Genomic DNA, 16,006 nt, shown 5'->3' with positions numbered 1-16,006 from the left:
AAGTTCTTTTATTCTGGAAAAACGGCTGTTATTAGTCAACCCGATCAGGAAAAATAATGGTAAACGTTGTCCCAACCCCAAGCTTGCTTGTCACTTCAATCTTACCGTGGTGCATCAAAACAAGTTGGTGGACAATCGCTAATCCGAGTCCGGATTCGCCATACTTCGTACTTGTCCTAGACGGATCCGCTTTATAGTAACGCTCCCAGATATTAGCCAGCTGATCTTCGCTCATCCCGATTCCGGTATCTGAGATTTTAAAAATACTTTCTTCAAAGCCCCGTTGGGCCACGATATCGATTTCACCGTCTTGAGTAAATTGAACTGCATTTTGAACGATGTTAAAGATAACTTGGACAAACCGATCATAATCCGCCCACACCACAATATCTTGAGCGGCGTGTAACAGAAGTCGGTCGTTTTTATCAGCTGCTTTTGACTGCAACTGTTCCGTCACGTTACGCAACACCTCAACAGCGTTAAATTCCTGTTTGACCAGTTTAATTTGATTATTCCGAATTTTTTCATAGTCCAAATTCTCATTCACTAACCGAATCAATCGTTTGGTCTCACTTCGCATGAGTTCAACACTGTGAGCTTTACTTTCCTCGGGAATAGCATCGTAGGCTAATCCTTCCAGTAGTCCATTGATTGTTGTCAACGGCGTTCTCATCTCATGAGCTGCATCCGCCATAAACGCCCGGCGACGCTCCTCCTGTCGCTCGATTTCCTCTTCGGAATCCTGCAGCGATCGCGCCATGTTGTTGAAATCATTTGCCAAATCATCAATTTCATCTCGACCAGCATTATCCAATCGGACAGAGTAATCGCCTTGTGCGACCTTTTTGGTAGCTTGCCTCAGCCGATTCAATCGAAGCGTGAGATACCGCGAAACGCCGTAGGCAATCAACAGCGCCACGAGTGAAGCCACCAGCAACGCTTTACCTAGGTTCGAATTGATTCGAGAAATATTGGCATTAATGTTTGAAATAAACGTGCCAACTTTAACCACCGCAACAAGGTGGCGTTTATGGTGCCCATCCGTGTAGAAATAGGGTTTTAATACATCCGTCATTGCCGGTTCATTTTGCCCGTTCGCCATTTTAATTTGGCGGTCAGATACTTTTTTGACAATGTCACCTTGCTGAAGTTTTTTCCAATCCGTTTGATTAATTTTTGAAATATACACGTTATTAGGAAACACCGGAGCGTTACTGCCGTTAAAAATGGTGAAGTGAACCGATTGATTGCGCAGCAGTACCTCACTATTTAAAAGGGCTTCAGAATCAAAAGTCACTCGTTCCCCATTCTGCCCCGAAATTTTAACCGATTGTTCGATCAAGCTGTTGGCGTATTTTTCCAAACTCGTCCAGTTCGTTTGATAAACCATATCCCGCGTCATTCGTCCGAAAGAAAGACCTAGAAGAATTAAAACGGTGGCAATAACCGCAAAAAAGCCGATCAATTGTTGGTAGATCAGCTTCATGATTGGTCCGCTCCTGAATTTTTAGTTGCCGGGTCTTTAGCGTCGGTATCTGAAATATCCGAGTCATCAAACCGGTATCCGATGCCCCAAACAGTTTGAATCACCTGTGGGCCAACGCGTTCGATTTTTTGGCGAAGTTTTTTAATGTGGGCATCAACCGTTCGCTCATCGCCATAGTATTCAAAATCCCAAACAAGCTGTAACAACTGTTCGCGTGAAAAAACCTGCTTGGGCTTATGTGCTAAGGTTCTTAGCAGTTCAAATTCCTTGGGGGTTAAATCATCAATCAATTGGCCATTCAAGTAAGCCTCGCGCGTGTTATTGTCCAGCTTAAAATGGTCAGTTGTAATGACCCCATCAGTCGCTTCTTCTTTGGGCGCTTCAAGTGACTCAGCAGTAGTCCCCTTAACCGGTTCAGCTTTTTCTTGGCGCTCTTTTTGTCCCACTTTAACTCGCCGATCTAACGCCTTGATACGCGCCATCAGCGCTATTGGACTAAACGGTTTCGTGACATAGTCGTCGGCCCCCATTTCAAGGCCCAATATCTGATCACTCTCGGAATCTCGAGCAGTGAGCATAATGATGGGAACCGTGTCAGAAATAGCTCGAATTTTACCACTTAGCTGCATACCGTCCATGCTAGGCAAGTTTAAATCTAAGGTGATCATGTCCCAAGCGTCGGGCGATTTTTCAAATAGCTCAAGGGCTTCTTTACCATCCTTAACCACGGTGACATCCCATTGCTCTTTCTCAAAGAACATTTTCATCATCTTGATTACCGAATCGTTATCTTCAATCATCATCAGTTTCATGTTTTCACCATCTTTCAATGAACTTTCATTTAACAGCTAATTGCGTAAAATTGGCTACCTTGCCATCCTTTTTTTAACGTTTGGTTGGTCGTTTTTAATTTTCGATTCAAAACGGCGTCATTATAAAAAATATTTCGACGACTGTAACCTGTTACAACGACAAATCGCGGGCTCGCATACAGTGACTGGCTACTATCAGCGATCATCACAATCACCGGCCGTCCCCGATCAATTTGGCGCTTCAACGTTTTCAGTGTCGCGCCAGAAATATCACGAGAAACAGCGCCAGAATAACGGATCGTATCCCCGATTTTTGCTTGGGCGGCGGTCGTGTCGAGGTCTTTAAATTGGGTCACTAACTCATCGTAATCGAATGGTTTATCAAAGTAAGCTAGCAACATCGACAGGGCACCGGCAACATCGTTGTCACCCGCCATAAGCGGAACGTCCAACCGTCGATAGTTGGTTTTGATTGCTGCCTTTTTCACCCAACCAACCAATTGACCTTCAAACTCTGCATGGTACCATAAATGTTTCCCGTAAAATCTAATTTCAGTCGTTTTAATTTCCTGGTTTGACAAAATTTCAGGCAATGTCTCCGGGCGGACAAAATACTCCTCTGAGGCCCGAGCTTCACTAATAAAATTTCGGCCAGAGGGTGATCGCTTAATTTTCACAAAAAAAGGGCGCGCCCTCTCGTCTGCAATCACGTTCGAGTTCATCTCAATACCCCCTTTTCACCGCTAATCACATTATACTTAACCCATCTCTATTACACAAATATCCATGACTCACAAGTGACTATGTTACAATCGATGTAATCTAACGATTCGAAAGGACGGATTTTTTATGGTAAAGGCGGTCACTTTCTTCGACCTTGACGGAACACTGTTAAATGCACAGACAAAATTGGACGCTGATGTTATCGAAGCCATGCACGTACTTCGCAAGAATGATGTACTACCCGTCATTTCAAGTGGGCGAAACCTATTTGAAATTCGCGACATCATGGCCCAGACGGGAATTGACTCCGTCGTTTCAGCCAACGGTGACTATGTCATCTTAAATGGTCAACCCATCTATGAAGCCCGATTCGACTTGGCATTAATGCAGCAATTTGATACCTTTACCTCCGAGAAAACCGGTGATGCGTTTGCCGCTTTGAATGATCAGGGAGCCCGCCTCAATAAACCCTCTCAAGTGGCTGACCAAGCATACGACCACGTGAACAGTCCCGTACCAGCTGTCGATAATCAGTTTTGGCAAACGGCTGCCGTCTACATGATGATCGTTTTCACTGACCACAATGATGAGCTTTACCAGCAAACTTTTGCTGATGACTTCACGTTTTATCGCAACACACCCTACAGTATGGATATTGTGATTAAAGGCGGTTCTAAACAAACGGGCATGAAACAGTTGCTTAACCGCCCCCAATTTAAAGGTGTCCCAACCTACGCGTTTGGCGACGGGAACAATGATATCTCGATGCTTGAGCTTGTGGATCATCCCATTGCGATGGGAAACGCCCTCCCACACGTGAAACCCTACGCTGAATTTGTCACAACGGCGAATATCGACCACGGAATTGTGAACGGGCTCAAACATTTCGATTTAATCTAATCAGATTGCTTTAACAACCCCTGCAGATATGCTATTATGTAGTTTGTTTCTAACGGGGTCGTTATGGATTCGACAGGTATAGGTTGAGTCTGGATTGCGTTTCGTAGCGGGAATCTACGTTAAAAGTCCCACCTAAATTTTAACTGCAAAAAACAGTTCAAATTCTCTCGCTTTGGCTGCCTAATAAGCGCTTAACGAGGATCCGCCTAGCCTCGCCTACGGGCTAGATACGGGTCTTACCTTATAGTAGGCTCACGCTTGCGGCTTCCACCTGGAGCTAATAGAAGAGACTAATCAGGTTAGCTGTTCATGGTTTGCCCTGACAGGCGGCGGTTTGTGCAGTGAATTTTAAGTAGTCTGCCTATAAACGTAGATATCCGGGCGGCAATATGCTTGGACGCGGGTTCGACTCCCGCCGACTCCATTGTATACAAAAACCTTGTTGTAGATAACGCCTAAAGCGTTGATATAACAAGGTTTTTATTTTTCACATATTCAGTTGATACTCGTTTATTCAGTATCAAAGGTAGCCAAATCGGTAGCCACGTAGCCACCAAATATTAATAGCCAGTCGTGAGCGGATGAGTATCCTAACGGATGCTCTTTTTTGACCCTCATTTGATATAACACATTCAGAGAGCTTTTCATATTTATAAAATACTGCTATAATAGTATAAGTTAAAAAACACAACGTGAACAGCTTGAAGGAATCATTTTTTACAGAATCAAGAGAAAGCAAGCAAAATAAGAGAAGCCACTAGAGGCTTCTCGTCATGAATTATAGGGATAGGAGCTTTTTATGTTAATTAAACAACACATTGATGCCCCACTAGTACCTCTTCTTTTCTGTGCTGGCGGAATAGTCATCTTGGTATTAGGACTAGTTCCACCGATTTCTATTCAGAACTCAATTGGTAACTGGATTGGTGGCGTTTGGTTAATTGTTTGCGGAACGATATTTCTAAGAACCAGTCTGAAAGGAAAGGCCAATATTTGGGATAGTTTGTTACAAAATGAGTCTATCAACCCCTCCGGACGATATTTAGACATTGGATGTGGAAATGGGTTAGTAATGTTCAAGTTGGCCGAACACTTAAAATCTGGGCATGTGACCGGCATCGACATATGGAGTGTTCGTGACCAAACGTTTAATTCACAGCAATCAGTTACTGATAGCATCAAAAAAAATTCACTTGAAAATAAAGTTAAGGTACTGACAGCTGATATGCGTAAGCTTCCGTTTGGAGATCACCAATTTGATGGTGTCATGGCGAGTTTTTCTATCCACAATGTAAAACCTGCTAGTAATCGCAATCAAACATTGTCTGAAATTGCCCGTGTTCTTAAACCCAACGGGCAATTGATTATCGTTGATACAGGACGCAAAGAGCGGGAATACACTGGTTATTTAGAAAAATATGGATTTAAAAGTATTAAAGTAACCAAAGCTGGCTTCAATGGTTGGTGGGGTGGCCCGTGGGCTCCATCGTTTATCATTACCGCAGTCCGCTGAAAAAGTACCTTCATCCCTAAACAAGGAGGTACTTTTTATTTTGTTTCACAAATTTAAAGTGTTTCAATACTTATATTAAGTTACAGTCTTTCTCGTTGAAACCCCGCCAAAAATTGTTAACATTTGCTAACAATTGGGAACTGTAAACATCAACATTTAAAAACATTCTACTTGCAAAAACCTTAACTTTTTTCAACAACCACAAGCTACTTTTATGCCGACATTCAAGGCTTGCTGCATACGATTTACATACTAAGTTTTACTAGGGTACTAAGGCTCTATAAGCCTTGTCAGAAACGGTCTAAGCCTTTATGCTATCCCATATTATCAGCTCTCAAAAATGTTGCAACAGTGTTGAATTTTGCACCCTTTTTCATTGGTAACGCTGTTCCGTTTAATGGTAACGCCACTTCCTAAATTCGTTGGGACACTTTCGCACTTTGTCGCACCTAATTTAGGGAGTCCCATCCTTACTTACCCTGTCAACCCCCAGACATTAAACCCGATATGCACCCTTACAAAACCTAACCTGTTAGCTTAGTATTTCTTAGTGTTTGTATCAATGAAATTGCCTGTTCGACTAACTGAAAATGTTTATCATTTCCTCGCATTCTAATCTTAGGGTTTCTTAGGGCGTTCGCTTCATGCGGATGCTGTTATTTAGCCCTCTTTAGGGTGTGAGAAACGTTAGGATGATCCTTTAAAAAATTGAAAGCTAGCCTTTTTAGGTGGTGTAAAAATTGTAGAAATAGATGGCTCAAATTGTTGGAATTTATTGGTACTTAGGAACGCCCTACCGTTTGAAAATGAAAAATCATTCATCTAAGCGTGGCGGAAATCTCTGGGGTAACTCTCAAAAAGTCAACAATTGTCAACATCCAGTCTAAGTAAACGTCATCTTTTTAGGGTGTTAGAAATGTGGCTTTTTAGTCGCACAAAATATGCCGATTTAACTAGCTTGAGCTGTTGCCGTTGAACGTCAATAAAAAATTCTCGCCTTTTTAAGGTGAAGCGAACCCCCTAAGTTGGAGTAATCCAAACTTAGGGGGTTTTAGTATGCACTTTTCAGTGGAACAGAATAATGAAAGCTATTCAAGATTTGAACGCAGATATGTCCCTTTCTCAAGTTATGAAGAAGTATGGTATCAACGGAACTGCGACCGTTTACGCTTGGCGCAAGAAATTCGAAAAGCTTGGTAAATCAGCTTTAAGTGACCAGAGATCCAACAAGACAAAGTATGATTATTCCTTTAAAATGAACGTTATTAGATGACGCATGGATAACAATGCCTCACTCCCAGCAACCGCGGAACACTTCAACGTTGCCGCTCCCGCGATTATTTTCCAATGGGAGCAAGCTCCTAGAAAGGGCAGTTAAGTTCTCTAAACGACAGCAGAGGACGGTATAAAGAAACGTCAGACAAACGCAAAGACGAAGTTGATTATCTAAGAGCTAGGATCGCCTACTTGGAAAAATTGCACGCCTTGGCTCTGAAGAAGAAACAATCTCAAACCAAGAAAAAGCCCAACTAATAGCTGAGCTGAGGCGTGAATTAGAAATCAGGTTGGTAATTATTTTGAGAGCTACGAAAATGTCTAGCAATAACTTTCATGACGCAAAGCAATGAACGTATCAGGAAGATTCAGCAGAATTGGTTCAAACGATAAAACAACTTAGATCAGAACATGAAGATTGCGGTTATCGTCCTATGACTGAGGCCCTGAAACACAATGGTTACGAAATCAATCATAAAACGACATCAAGACTCATGAAAGCTCATAACTTACTCTGTCATGCGTTCGATAGGAGAACTAAGAAATACAATTCGCATGTGGGAACTGTAGTATTCAGCCCCAATCGATTAAACCGTCGGTTTATGACAGACAGACCTTACCAGAAGATTATGACTGATGTAACCGAACTTAGATGAGGTAACGCAACGACTGATGAACGAACCTACTTCACCGCATATATGGATCTTCACAGTGGTGGAGTAATTAGTTGGGGGATCAGTCCTTCACTAACGGTGTCGTTTGTCACGACACCATTGAAAGAATTGATTGCGTTACGCCCAAATCTTGGGTATAGGATGACGGTGCATTCTGATCGGGGAGTTCAGTATCAAAATCCGAATTATCAACGTACTCTTAAGAAAGGCAGAATCTTCCAAAGCATGAGCCGCAAGGCCACATGCCTGGACAATGCGTCAATTAAAAGTTTCTTTCATATTTTAAAGGTTGGCACCGTGCATAACCATCACTTTTCGACATACGCGGAACTTAAAACGGTCGTCGAAGCCTTCGTCTATTATTACAATCACCAAAGAATCAAAATAAAACTGGCCGGAATGACTCCGGTTGAATGCCCGAAACATTCCGACCAGTTATCGGCTTAACTATTCACTCCAAATTTTGGGGTTCACTTCAAGGTGTCTTAAAACTCGTTTTATGTGAGTCAATTTTCAGCCATTTTGCTTGCAAATTTGCCCGTCGTATTAAACCTGTTAGGTGTTTGTTAGAAGCAGCGAATCGTTGGTTTCACCGTAAGTCCCAAATTGTTAACTAATGTTAACTATCGACATAAACATTATGACTTTTTAAGGCCTCCTAAATTTCCACATAAACTTAGTCTATATTTCTAACACAACCTCAATGTACTGCCTACCAGTAGGCAGACACTAACTTATTAACCCTTTTAAGTCCTTATACACTTTATCGCGGTTAAATGGCTTCTGCCGATAAGTTCTAAGCCGTCTAAATAGTTCTGAACGGATGCGAATATATGCTTTAAAATCAATGCCTTTGACTTTTGCTTGCGCTTGGTCTGTTGGTATCTGATCGACTGGCTTATGAAACTGTTCTGCGAGTAACTGGCGTTCATCCTCCGTTAAATACGACAACCTGACATAGAGCTGAATGACGCATTGTTTATCAAAATCGCTGAGCTCATTAATGTGTTGATCATATTCATACCAGCGTCGTAAGAAATAACGCACTTGATTCGTGCTCCACTCCTGTCCATAAATTGGTTTCATCAACTCATGTGCGCATTTTTGCGCCTATCCCCCTTTATGAAATCATGCCTAACACTTGCCTCATCATTGCAGACACGTCCTGAGATACCTCAACGGCTATATCATCCGCCAACCCAAACTTATGTGCCGTTGCTTCTTCAATTTGGTTGCACTGGTTCAGCGCTCGCTGATCAACGTCCTCATCCGTTAGCAACTGCTCGTTTGAACCGTATTTTCTCACGATATAAGCACGCTCTTGATCAGACAAGCTAGACAGGTATCTTTGCCAATGAGTATGTTTAAACGCCAGTTCTTGGCTAGTCTGAAAGACAAGACTTTCCATATCAATAATCGCATCAATTTGGTGATCAAACCGGACTATCCGATTAGGATTGCCAGCTTCGTCAACATCTAAAGGACTTCGCATAAATGACTGTTGCCAAAACATGGCCTTGATCACATCCAACTGCCTGAGTATCCTGAATCGTTTCCGGTCTAAGTGCATGTACTCACGGATGAGACTCTCATCTAGACTATCCATTAACAACTTCTCCAGCACTAATTTTTCTCGACAGTTCGGACAACTTGGCCTGTCCCACAATCTCAACCAACATTTCAATTCCAGCTTGCTTGCGAGTATAAAACTGTGATCGGCTGATAGCTAACTGGTCAAACAGATCAATGTTATTAAGGTGCTGAACATAGTAATCAACAAAGATTGGTTGCAACTGATTCGGTAAACACTGAAACGCCTTTCTTAGTATCGTATCAACTAACCGAAACAGATCACCCTGCTCTGAATCAGCCTCTAGTAAATAGCCATGATCTCGATACCATTTTAATAGTGTATTGAACTGTTGCATGAGTTTCTGATCCAATAAAACCACCTCCGACAAGAATAGACAAACCCTCAGTAATTAGATATACTTGACTTAATCAACTTATTACTGCCGGTAACCTTACCCGAGGTGGCTTTTTTGTTACCAAACGTACTACTTATTTGGGATATAAATATTCATCTTATTGTTTTTTTGATGAATATAATTCATTTTATTGCAAATATTGAACTTTATCTATTGCCTAAACCGTTCTATGTCTGCGACAAGAACCTTTTTCTCTAACAAGTTTTGATATTTACCAACGATTGCTTTAAAAACTAAATCTTTTCTTTTTAAAAACGTTGGTATATCATGCACATGGATGGAAAAGGAGGTGATTAAATGACCAAAATTTACGTCCGGGCTGGTGTCAGTGAACAAACGGTTAAACTTTCAGATGGGGAACAAGCTTATATGCACGTACAAAAGCAAGCCGACTGTCTACGCTATGTGTTCGAGTTTCCCAAACACTCACATAATCGTTTCTGGTATGATGGTGATGTACTCAACAACGATACTGAAATTAACGTGCGCACTGTCGGTAATTCAGAACGTTATCAAATAATCGTTTATTGATAAGCTGATATATAATGACATTTTTCTAAATATTATCATATATAAACTTATCAATGCTTATTATTGTAGAAGCCTCTGAATATCTAATCAGTTTCCTCAGCCCCGTTCCATAAACAAGTTAAAGGCCAGTGTAAACGCACTGGCCTTTTGTTATGCTTTGTCAATGTATTCAAATTGCTTTAGCCAATATTTCAACAGTAAAATTCTAAGTTTTTCTGATCCCTTACCACTTTGATCAAATCTTGCTCGTTACTATATCTGTTGGTTAGTGATGCTGACAATCTGGTTCAAATAAACCTCGTGCAGCTTAATTCCTCCTGCCCTCTCTCAAACAATAAATTAGCTTGATTAAATCAAGCAGTTTCAATGTAATTATACCTGTTTACCATGCAAATTTAACGATTTAATTCCTGCACTTCACAGCGAACTCTGATTGCTTGCCGGTTATCATCTGAGTGCTGTTCGGAGTGCTACCCGGACTGCCGTTCAATATGAACATCACTCAGCGAATTATGATCTACGGTCGTGGCTAGTTAAAAGTCTGACCCTGTTGTTGACCCTCGCCATTCCCTCTAGTTGACCCACTTTATTGAATTGAAGTAGGGTAACTGGTTAAGCTACTGGTTGGGTAACCGCTTGAGCTACTTTTTTCGCTTCTAGTAGCCCAACTAGTAGCTATGAAATCTGCCTGCCAACTTTACATGGCCTCCGTGAAGCCTAAGATACAACTTCTAATCAGTTGCAACCTCTACCTAACCGACTACCAGCTCCAATAACTCCACACAAGGTAGGTTCTTGTAGGCAATAACTCTGTTAATGTAGACAATAACCCCACCAAAACCGGGTTTCTGCATCCGATAACCCGATTAATGTAAGCAATAACCCCCACAATAATAAGCATCCTATTGCTACGCCATTGCGTACGCATAACTAACGTAATGCCAACGCATAGCGATCGCATTCCTAGCGCATTTAACAACCCTACTAATTGCTATGACCTTATCTACTTACCTCACATCATCAACAGTGGTTAAAAGCACATTATTTAGTCATAAAACGCACTGGATTTTAGCGTTGCCCTTTAATGCGCGTTTTAACTTTCTATTGACTCGGTGATTTATAAACACTGGTCATTTCTAAAAACTTGGTAATTATAGATATTACTCTGTTACCACTGACAGAATTGGTACTGACAGAATTGGTACTGACAGAATTGGTACCCCTTACCGTCATTGGCGACAAGCAGGCGGTTATACTTTGTCAGCGAAAAAAGATAATAAATAATCTTTAAACCGGTCTTCGGGTATGCCATGGTCGTCACCTTGTTGGTCAACACTATATCTAGACATCCAGTCCACCACATCATCAGGAGTCTGTAATTGCATCCTTTGCCAATCCTTGACTACCTCATAAATATAAGCGTACTGAAACCCGTATTTCCGGGCGTAAAAGGTTGCCATATTAACCCATTGATCACCATGTTCACGGATGAACGGTTGCAATTGCTTTTTCTGTTGAACGGTTAGTGGTGTTTGATAGGCTAGTTCGTAATAAGCTGGTGCAAGCAAACTTCGATTCGTTTTAAACCACGGATCTAATTCAACAACATTGCCGACCACCTTTTGATTCGCAATTAAGGTGTACACATTAGTCTGATTAACACGGCCGTCATACCGACGATCTATTTTGATAAAGTCCGCCTGCTTCAATTCCCGTTGTGCATTGTAGAAAGTTTTAGGACTCATTTTTAATTGCGACACCATTTTCCCAACACTCGGCCACGCTATTCCCTTAGTTCCAGCGTGCGAAGCTAGAAACGCGTATATTAGTTTACTATTGTTTGATAAATGGTTATTTAGCATAATGAGCTTAGGGAAGTAACCATAGCCGTTGTGCGCCCCTTTTTGACCGATTTTAGCTTGGTTAAGGGTCAAGGTATACAAAGTGGTGCTTCCTTGATGTTCAAACTGAAGATAGCCTAAGTTAGCCAATTCCGTACGAGCACGGCGGAACGTTTTAATATTCATCCGTAAGTAACCTGTAATTAATCTGTTGTTAGGGTATGCCTGCCATGTATCGCTATCCGCAAACACCGTTAACAAGCAGAATAGTAACCGAGCTGATCGGCTTAATTCGGCTTCAAAGACTTGTTTCAAAATGTAGCCATACCCCGAAATACTGCCCGTTGTATCTGCCATATAATTCACCTCAACTTATTACTGCTTAGTACATAAAAACGGGAACGCACTAGACGATCCCGCTACAACTGCTTAAATTTACAAGTCACGCAAAATTCCATAACTCACCTTGTGCTTTCGCATAATTGGTCACCCGGTTTAAAGAATACCCTGCATGTTCTCTTAACATCGGATCCACTTTATCGTTACCAAGTGCTTTAACGGCCTCAATAAAGGCTGTGTATGCTGAGTTCCACGCCGTGTATTCATCCGCCAACTGGTCAACCACTCTATTGAAGTTCGTCACTTCTAGTGCGCTTGTTTTCGGCTGATAGTCTAACTTTATTTTGAGGCGTTTTAGTTGCCGATAACCAAAGGCTAGTTGGCGATAACGCTCGATCAATTCATTAGCCTGCCTTGACCAACCCAAAACTTGTTCTTGTGGATCGTTCAAGAAATTTCCTCCTCGTCACTAGCCTGATCCACAGCCACAATTATTTTAGGCTTCTGTGATGTTTTATCGTCCTCTAAGGCCATTTGCCACCCGGATAACTCAGCCTGCTGTAACGCCTTTAAATTACGTTGTTCAGTAGCTATCTGCTTCTTGTATTGAGCTATCCCCGCCTGTTTTTCGTTCTCGGTTTCTGCAATGAAGTAACCACCGTTATTTCCCTGTCGACTCGCCATAATTGGGATTCCTGACGCTCGTAAAACCTCTATGGCATCATAGATAGCCCGTTGGCTCATTTGAGTACGTAACTTCAACTCTTTCATGGTGACTTTTGAGGTTGCACCAACGTGTAAACATTTAAGAACCGCTAAATCCATTTTAACAAGTTTCCGCATCCTCACACCTCTTCCTTGCTGGTTTTCACTTCCCCCGCGCTAATCATATGTCCAGCCAGATCGTCAACGTCCATAGCCAAATCACTAATCACTTCTAATGTTTGCCTTACCTGACTCAATGCGATTCCCAGCTCGTTTTCTCGTTCCTCGTGTTGAGCTATCGTTAAGCAATATTCCGGTTTTTCGTAAGTCTCAGCCGCCTTAGTTAACAGCATAGTAAGCCCGATTAACTGACCGACTTTCATTTTCAATCTATCCATGTGCGAATAAGTCATTAGTCGTTCACCTCATCATCTTCAAAAAAGCTGCCAATTTGTGCAGAATTGTCCTCTATTTTTAATCCTAATTCCCGAAATACCGGCATTATTTGGCTCAAGTTGTATAAGACATCACCAAATTTGTAAATACGTGCTTTAAGCTCATCCGCTGATAACTGGTTCAGGTCAACATTAGCTTCCCTACAATGCACCAACAGTGGTTCTTTCATAAGCTTTGCTAAGGCCATAGCCTCGTTTGCTAAATCTGCAATTTTAACTGTTTTGCTTTTAATAAGGCGTACATCAATATCTGTCAACATTTTAAAAACTCCCTTAATTTCTTTTGAAAATAAGAAAGCATCATGTAAAATGGAAAACGAAAAGCGCTTTGTCATAACTCTTTTCGTTAGTCCGTGCTGGTAGCGTCCAAACTTACAGCACGGGCTTTTTTGCGTCCATTCTCCAAAATGCTTACCTCGTCTCTATTTAACTTGTGCAATCCAATAACCGGTTATAACGCCGAATAACGTTGAACCAATCAATCCAAACAGAATCAAATCTAAAATACTCATTGCAACTTACCTCTTTTCTACCCAATGTGATTACCCGTCCACGGCTGGCATTCGTTTTTGTTTTGCAATCACACTAGGCGTTCAAGATATACTCATCAACTTCACGGCGATTAAAGAAATAAATGTTTGGTGCTTCCGGGATCATATGCGGATTCAAGCCGTTCAAGACCATTTTACTGACGGTCTCAGATGAGCAACCAAGGTATCTCGCGACTGCCGATTTACCGCGCAACCATTCCCCGCTTTCTTTAGCCTTACCTTGTACGCTAATAACGGCTTCTTTTAATAAAGCCACCATTTGCAACTTTAGTTGATCGGATGCTTCTTGTGGTAGTTGTACCGTTAGTGGTTCACTCATGATAAATCCCCCCTTAGTTTGCTGGCGTGTGGACTGGCAAAGTCACCTTGCGATAGCCACGAGAATAAATAATCTCACTCACATGTAAATTAAGGCCAAAACGTTCTTTCGTTTCCATTAAGCTAACAACGTCATTCAATACAGCCTCACGATCAGCGAGCATTGCCGGTGACATTTCTTTCTTGGGAATCATTTTAGGTCTGCCATATTGATTTGAAATTGCCTTATTGGCGATTGTATTTGCCTTTATGAAGTCAACCGGTTGAGCGTTTCCTAGTCCCTCGTTTAGCTGGCGCATTGCTTCTTTTTGATGCTCAACGTCCGCCATTTTAAACGCCTGATATGATTCCAAGCCCACAGCTTCACGTAACTCCTTGATCACTGAGTGAACCCACCGGCGAAATGGCCTTGCTTCTTCCAAGTGACTAGATAAAACCAAGTCATAAATTCCATACTCATTAACCACCACCTTACGGGGGTTTCCTCGATTACCGTCGTGAAACACGACTGTATTCTTATCCTCATTAGAAATATGCCTTGCTACTGCGTCTCGTCCATTCGTATAACCTAACGCATCCGTTACATCAGTTCCTATTGCCCACCAGTCTCCATTTAAATCAATAAAGCGGATGCGGTGACCGTTCCATTCTTCAACTTTCATGTCTTAGTCCTCCCTATTCATGTACCAATTTTTTAGGTGTATACTCAATCAACTCCGATAATGGAATTTCTAAATAGTCACACAGCTTGCGTAATGTATCTAATTTCACGTTCTTAGAACGACGGTAATACAAGCTAATTAAAGTTGATCTGGAAATACCCGTTTCTTCATGAACTTGGGTAATGCTTATCAACCGTGCTCCTAAAATTGTTGAAAATCTATTATTCAAACCAATCACCCCCAATATTTTTCGGCTAATCGTTTTATTGTTCGATTAATACTACAATGAAATTGTATACGCTACAAAATTAGCTGTCAAGTAATGCTTTGTTTTTTTGGCTATTGCTCATCTCGTAGTACCTATGCTACAATTTTTCATAAGAGGTGTTACTTATGATTGCTAACCGTTTGAGCATTTTGATTGCAGAAAGACATTTAAAGGCTTCCAGAATATCCAAAGATACAGGAATCGCCAGATCAACTCTGAACTCTATCACTTCAAATACTAGTAAGATGATTCAACTGGAAACCATTAATACGCTCTGTCAGTATTTAAATGTTTCCCCTAATGAATTTTTCGAGTTTTTACCTTTCGATGTTGAATTTTCACCAGATTTTACTTTGGACAATATTCAAACTAACCTGAACATGCCTAACGATTCATATGTACTAAATGATTTCACTATCAAAGGAATCGAAATTGACGGGTTTCTCAAACAAAGTTTCATCAGAGAGACCACCGGTTTTCGGGAACGCACCTTTGACCTCACTATCAGACAGATCAAAGATTTCGATTACATGTACCTTAGCTCTGAAGATAGTTTATACGACACAAATCTTGAATTTGATGTATTGCTCGGACACACCAAAGATAACGATTCATACACAAAAGACTTGGACGGCTTTACAGAACTTTGGGACAAAGAGTTGCCTACCAGTTTTCAATCAGCCATTACCAATGAGATTATGAATCAAACGACAGACTTGTTTCGCTCCCAAGTTATTGCGTACCTGGCCGAACAGGGTATTAACGACCTTGATCAAGAGGCGCGGAAAAGCTTTGCCAACGCTTTCAAGTCAATACATTTCTTATTTAGCTTTTCTTTTGATAATGCCTATAAACCGGATGTCGAGCCCGCTTCATTGACAATTTCATTCGATAGTCTACCGTTCTAAATCATAAATTTTCATGCATACATACCATTCACGGCTGGCGCTGAAAGGATCGGTATT

The 16,006-nt window shown here is 41.4% G+C and carries 20 protein-coding genes, 1 other RNA gene and 1 pseudogene; 8 read left to right on the top strand and 14 right to left on the bottom strand.

What is annotated here, in order from left to right:
- Positions 1-31: 31 nt before the first annotated feature.
- From FC96_RS06960 to FC96_RS06950, 3 genes are read right to left on the bottom strand one after another with little or no spacing between them, the layout of a single operon-like run.
- A complete protein-coding gene (locus FC96_RS06960; protein ID WP_056942491.1) occupies positions 32-1,486 on the bottom strand; it encodes a sensor histidine kinase in 1,455 nt (484 codons plus the stop codon).
- Entirely contained in the window at positions 1,483-2,298 is an 816-nt protein-coding gene (locus tag FC96_RS06955; protein ID WP_056942490.1) for a response regulator transcription factor, read from the bottom strand. Before FC96_RS06955 ends, FC96_RS06960 begins: the two co-directional genes overlap by 4 nt.
- 29 nt (positions 2,299-2,327) lie before the next feature.
- Positions 2,328-3,020, bottom strand: coding sequence for a C39 family peptidase (locus FC96_RS06950; RefSeq protein ID WP_056942489.1), 693 nt, complete (start codon positions 3,018-3,020; stop codon positions 2,328-2,330).
- Positions 3,021-3,147: 127 nt separating this feature from the next.
- Here FC96_RS06950 and FC96_RS06945 point away from each other — a divergent pair, with 127 nt between their 5' ends.
- The 6 genes and pseudogenes from FC96_RS06945 to FC96_RS13275 all read left to right on the top strand — a co-directional run.
- Complete coding sequence (locus FC96_RS06945) at positions 3,148-3,921, top strand: Cof-type HAD-IIB family hydrolase (protein ID WP_056942488.1); 774 nt, start codon at positions 3,148-3,150, stop codon at positions 3,919-3,921.
- A 54-nt stretch (positions 3,922-3,975) separates the two neighbouring features.
- Positions 3,976-4,348: a transfer-messenger RNA gene (ssrA, locus tag FC96_RS12755) on the top strand.
- A 372-nt stretch (positions 4,349-4,720) separates the two neighbouring features.
- Positions 4,721-5,434 (top strand): class I SAM-dependent methyltransferase, encoded by a 714-nt coding sequence (locus FC96_RS06940; RefSeq protein WP_056942487.1) that lies wholly within the window; start codon positions 4,721-4,723, stop codon positions 5,432-5,434.
- A 1,081-nt stretch (positions 5,435-6,515) separates the two neighbouring features.
- Positions 6,516-6,707, top strand: coding sequence for a helix-turn-helix domain-containing protein (locus tag FC96_RS06935; protein WP_054660709.1), 192 nt, complete (start codon positions 6,516-6,518; stop codon positions 6,705-6,707).
- 379 nt (positions 6,708-7,086) lie between these two features.
- Positions 7,087-7,365 carry an IS3 family transposase gene (locus FC96_RS13280; RefSeq protein ID WP_082593424.1) on the top strand — a complete coding sequence of 93 codons (279 nt, stop codon included), beginning with the start codon at positions 7,087-7,089 and terminating at the stop codon, positions 7,363-7,365.
- A 27-nt stretch (positions 7,366-7,392) separates the two neighbouring features.
- Positions 7,393-7,830, top strand: a pseudogene (locus FC96_RS13275) (transposase); the annotation flags it as partial.
- Between the two features lie 282 nt (positions 7,831-8,112).
- Here FC96_RS13275 and FC96_RS06925 read toward each other — a convergent pair.
- The 3 genes from FC96_RS06925 to FC96_RS06915 all read right to left on the bottom strand — a co-directional run bounded on the left by FC96_RS06925 (position 8,113) and on the right by FC96_RS06915 (position 9,326).
- Positions 8,113-8,430: a hypothetical protein gene (locus tag FC96_RS06925; protein WP_156403182.1), complete on the bottom strand. Its 318-nt coding sequence runs from the start codon at positions 8,428-8,430 to the stop codon at positions 8,113-8,115.
- Positions 8,431-8,503: 73 nt separating this feature from the next.
- Complete coding sequence (locus FC96_RS06920) at positions 8,504-8,989, bottom strand: hypothetical protein (protein ID WP_056942486.1); 486 nt, start codon at positions 8,987-8,989, stop codon at positions 8,504-8,506.
- Positions 8,982-9,326 (bottom strand): hypothetical protein, encoded by a 345-nt coding sequence (locus tag FC96_RS06915; protein ID WP_054660703.1) that lies wholly within the window; start codon positions 9,324-9,326, stop codon positions 8,982-8,984. Before FC96_RS06915 ends, FC96_RS06920 begins: the two co-directional genes overlap by 8 nt.
- A 342-nt stretch (positions 9,327-9,668) precedes the next feature.
- Between FC96_RS06915 and FC96_RS06910 the strand changes: the two genes are divergently transcribed.
- A complete protein-coding gene (locus tag FC96_RS06910) occupies positions 9,669-9,902 on the top strand; it encodes a hypothetical protein (protein WP_054660701.1) in 234 nt (77 codons plus the stop codon).
- A gap of 1,250 nt (positions 9,903-11,152) precedes the next feature.
- Here the strand turns inward: FC96_RS06910 and FC96_RS06905 are convergent.
- The 8 genes from FC96_RS06905 to FC96_RS12745 all read right to left on the bottom strand — a co-directional run bounded on the left by FC96_RS06905 (position 11,153) and on the right by FC96_RS12745 (position 15,011).
- Positions 11,153-12,100: a helix-turn-helix domain-containing protein gene (locus FC96_RS06905; protein WP_056942485.1), complete on the bottom strand. Its 948-nt coding sequence runs from the start codon at positions 12,098-12,100 to the stop codon at positions 11,153-11,155.
- An 85-nt stretch (positions 12,101-12,185) separates the two neighbouring features.
- Positions 12,186-12,533 (bottom strand): hypothetical protein, encoded by a 348-nt coding sequence (locus tag FC96_RS06900; protein WP_054660697.1) that lies wholly within the window; start codon positions 12,531-12,533, stop codon positions 12,186-12,188.
- Positions 12,530-12,925, bottom strand: coding sequence for an HTH domain-containing protein (locus FC96_RS06895; RefSeq protein WP_056942484.1), 396 nt, complete (start codon positions 12,923-12,925; stop codon positions 12,530-12,532). Before FC96_RS06895 ends, FC96_RS06900 begins: the two co-directional genes overlap by 4 nt.
- A 2-nt stretch (positions 12,926-12,927) precedes the next feature.
- Complete coding sequence (locus FC96_RS06890) at positions 12,928-13,200, bottom strand: hypothetical protein (protein WP_054660693.1); 273 nt, start codon at positions 13,198-13,200, stop codon at positions 12,928-12,930.
- Positions 13,200-13,502: a hypothetical protein gene (locus tag FC96_RS06885; RefSeq protein ID WP_156403181.1), complete on the bottom strand. Its 303-nt coding sequence runs from the start codon at positions 13,500-13,502 to the stop codon at positions 13,200-13,202. The genes FC96_RS06890 and FC96_RS06885 overlap by 1 nt, the downstream gene beginning before the upstream one ends.
- 325 nt (positions 13,503-13,827) lie before the next feature.
- Positions 13,828-14,112: a MerR family transcriptional regulator gene (locus FC96_RS06880; RefSeq protein WP_054660689.1), complete on the bottom strand. Its 285-nt coding sequence runs from the start codon at positions 14,110-14,112 to the stop codon at positions 13,828-13,830.
- 13 nt (positions 14,113-14,125) lie between these two features.
- Entirely contained in the window at positions 14,126-14,773 is a 648-nt protein-coding gene (locus FC96_RS06875; RefSeq protein WP_054660687.1) for a BRO-N domain-containing protein, read from the bottom strand.
- 13 nt (positions 14,774-14,786) lie between these two features.
- A complete protein-coding gene (locus FC96_RS12745; protein ID WP_338055565.1) occupies positions 14,787-15,011 on the bottom strand; it encodes a helix-turn-helix domain-containing protein in 225 nt (74 codons plus the stop codon).
- A gap of 155 nt (positions 15,012-15,166) precedes the next feature.
- Here FC96_RS12745 and FC96_RS12740 point away from each other — a divergent pair, with 155 nt between their 5' ends.
- Positions 15,167-15,949, top strand: coding sequence for a helix-turn-helix domain-containing protein (locus FC96_RS12740; RefSeq protein WP_082593416.1), 783 nt, complete (start codon positions 15,167-15,169; stop codon positions 15,947-15,949).
- Positions 15,950-16,006 lie beyond the last annotated feature (57 nt).

This window comes from Secundilactobacillus kimchicus JCM 15530, from assembly GCF_001433995.1.
In the GTDB taxonomy this organism is placed as follows: Bacteria; Bacillota; Bacilli; order Lactobacillales; family Lactobacillaceae; genus Secundilactobacillus; species Secundilactobacillus kimchicus.
Note: the sequence above shows the minus strand (reverse complement) of the source record. Positions and strands in the feature narration are given on the sequence as shown.

Bases quoted from the DNA above. Each gene is read 5' to 3' on its own strand.
- FC96_RS06960 (WP_056942491.1), bottom strand. From the start codon at position 1,486: ATGAAGCTGATCTACCAACAATTGATCGGCTTTTTTGCGGTTATTGCC.
- FC96_RS06955 (WP_056942490.1), bottom strand. From the start codon at position 2,298: ATGAAACTGATGATGATTGAAGATAACGATTCGGTAATCAAGATGATG.
- FC96_RS06950 (WP_056942489.1), bottom strand. From the start codon at position 3,020: ATGAACTCGAACGTGATTGCAGACGAGAGGGCGCGCCCTTTTTTTGTG.
- FC96_RS06945 (WP_056942488.1), top strand. From the start codon at position 3,148: ATGGTAAAGGCGGTCACTTTCTTCGACCTTGACGGAACACTGTTAAAT.
- FC96_RS06940 (WP_056942487.1), top strand. From the start codon at position 4,721: ATGTTAATTAAACAACACATTGATGCCCCACTAGTACCTCTTCTTTTC.
- FC96_RS06935 (WP_054660709.1), top strand. From the start codon at position 6,516: ATGAAAGCTATTCAAGATTTGAACGCAGATATGTCCCTTTCTCAAGTT.
- FC96_RS06920 (WP_056942486.1), bottom strand. From the start codon at position 8,989: ATGGATAGTCTAGATGAGAGTCTCATCCGTGAGTACATGCACTTAGAC.
- FC96_RS06910 (WP_054660701.1), top strand. From the start codon at position 9,669: ATGACCAAAATTTACGTCCGGGCTGGTGTCAGTGAACAAACGGTTAAA.
- FC96_RS06905 (WP_056942485.1), bottom strand. From the start codon at position 12,100: ATGGCAGATACAACGGGCAGTATTTCGGGGTATGGCTACATTTTGAAA.
- FC96_RS06895 (WP_056942484.1), bottom strand. From the start codon at position 12,925: ATGCGGAAACTTGTTAAAATGGATTTAGCGGTTCTTAAATGTTTACAC.
- FC96_RS06890 (WP_054660693.1), bottom strand. From the start codon at position 13,200: ATGACTTATTCGCACATGGATAGATTGAAAATGAAAGTCGGTCAGTTA.
- FC96_RS06885 (WP_156403181.1), bottom strand. From the start codon at position 13,502: ATGTTGACAGATATTGATGTACGCCTTATTAAAAGCAAAACAGTTAAA.
- FC96_RS06880 (WP_054660689.1), bottom strand. From the start codon at position 14,112: ATGAGTGAACCACTAACGGTACAACTACCACAAGAAGCATCCGATCAA.
- FC96_RS06875 (WP_054660687.1), bottom strand. From the start codon at position 14,773: ATGAAAGTTGAAGAATGGAACGGTCACCGCATCCGCTTTATTGATTTA.
- FC96_RS12740 (WP_082593416.1), top strand. From the start codon at position 15,167: ATGATTGCTAACCGTTTGAGCATTTTGATTGCAGAAAGACATTTAAAG.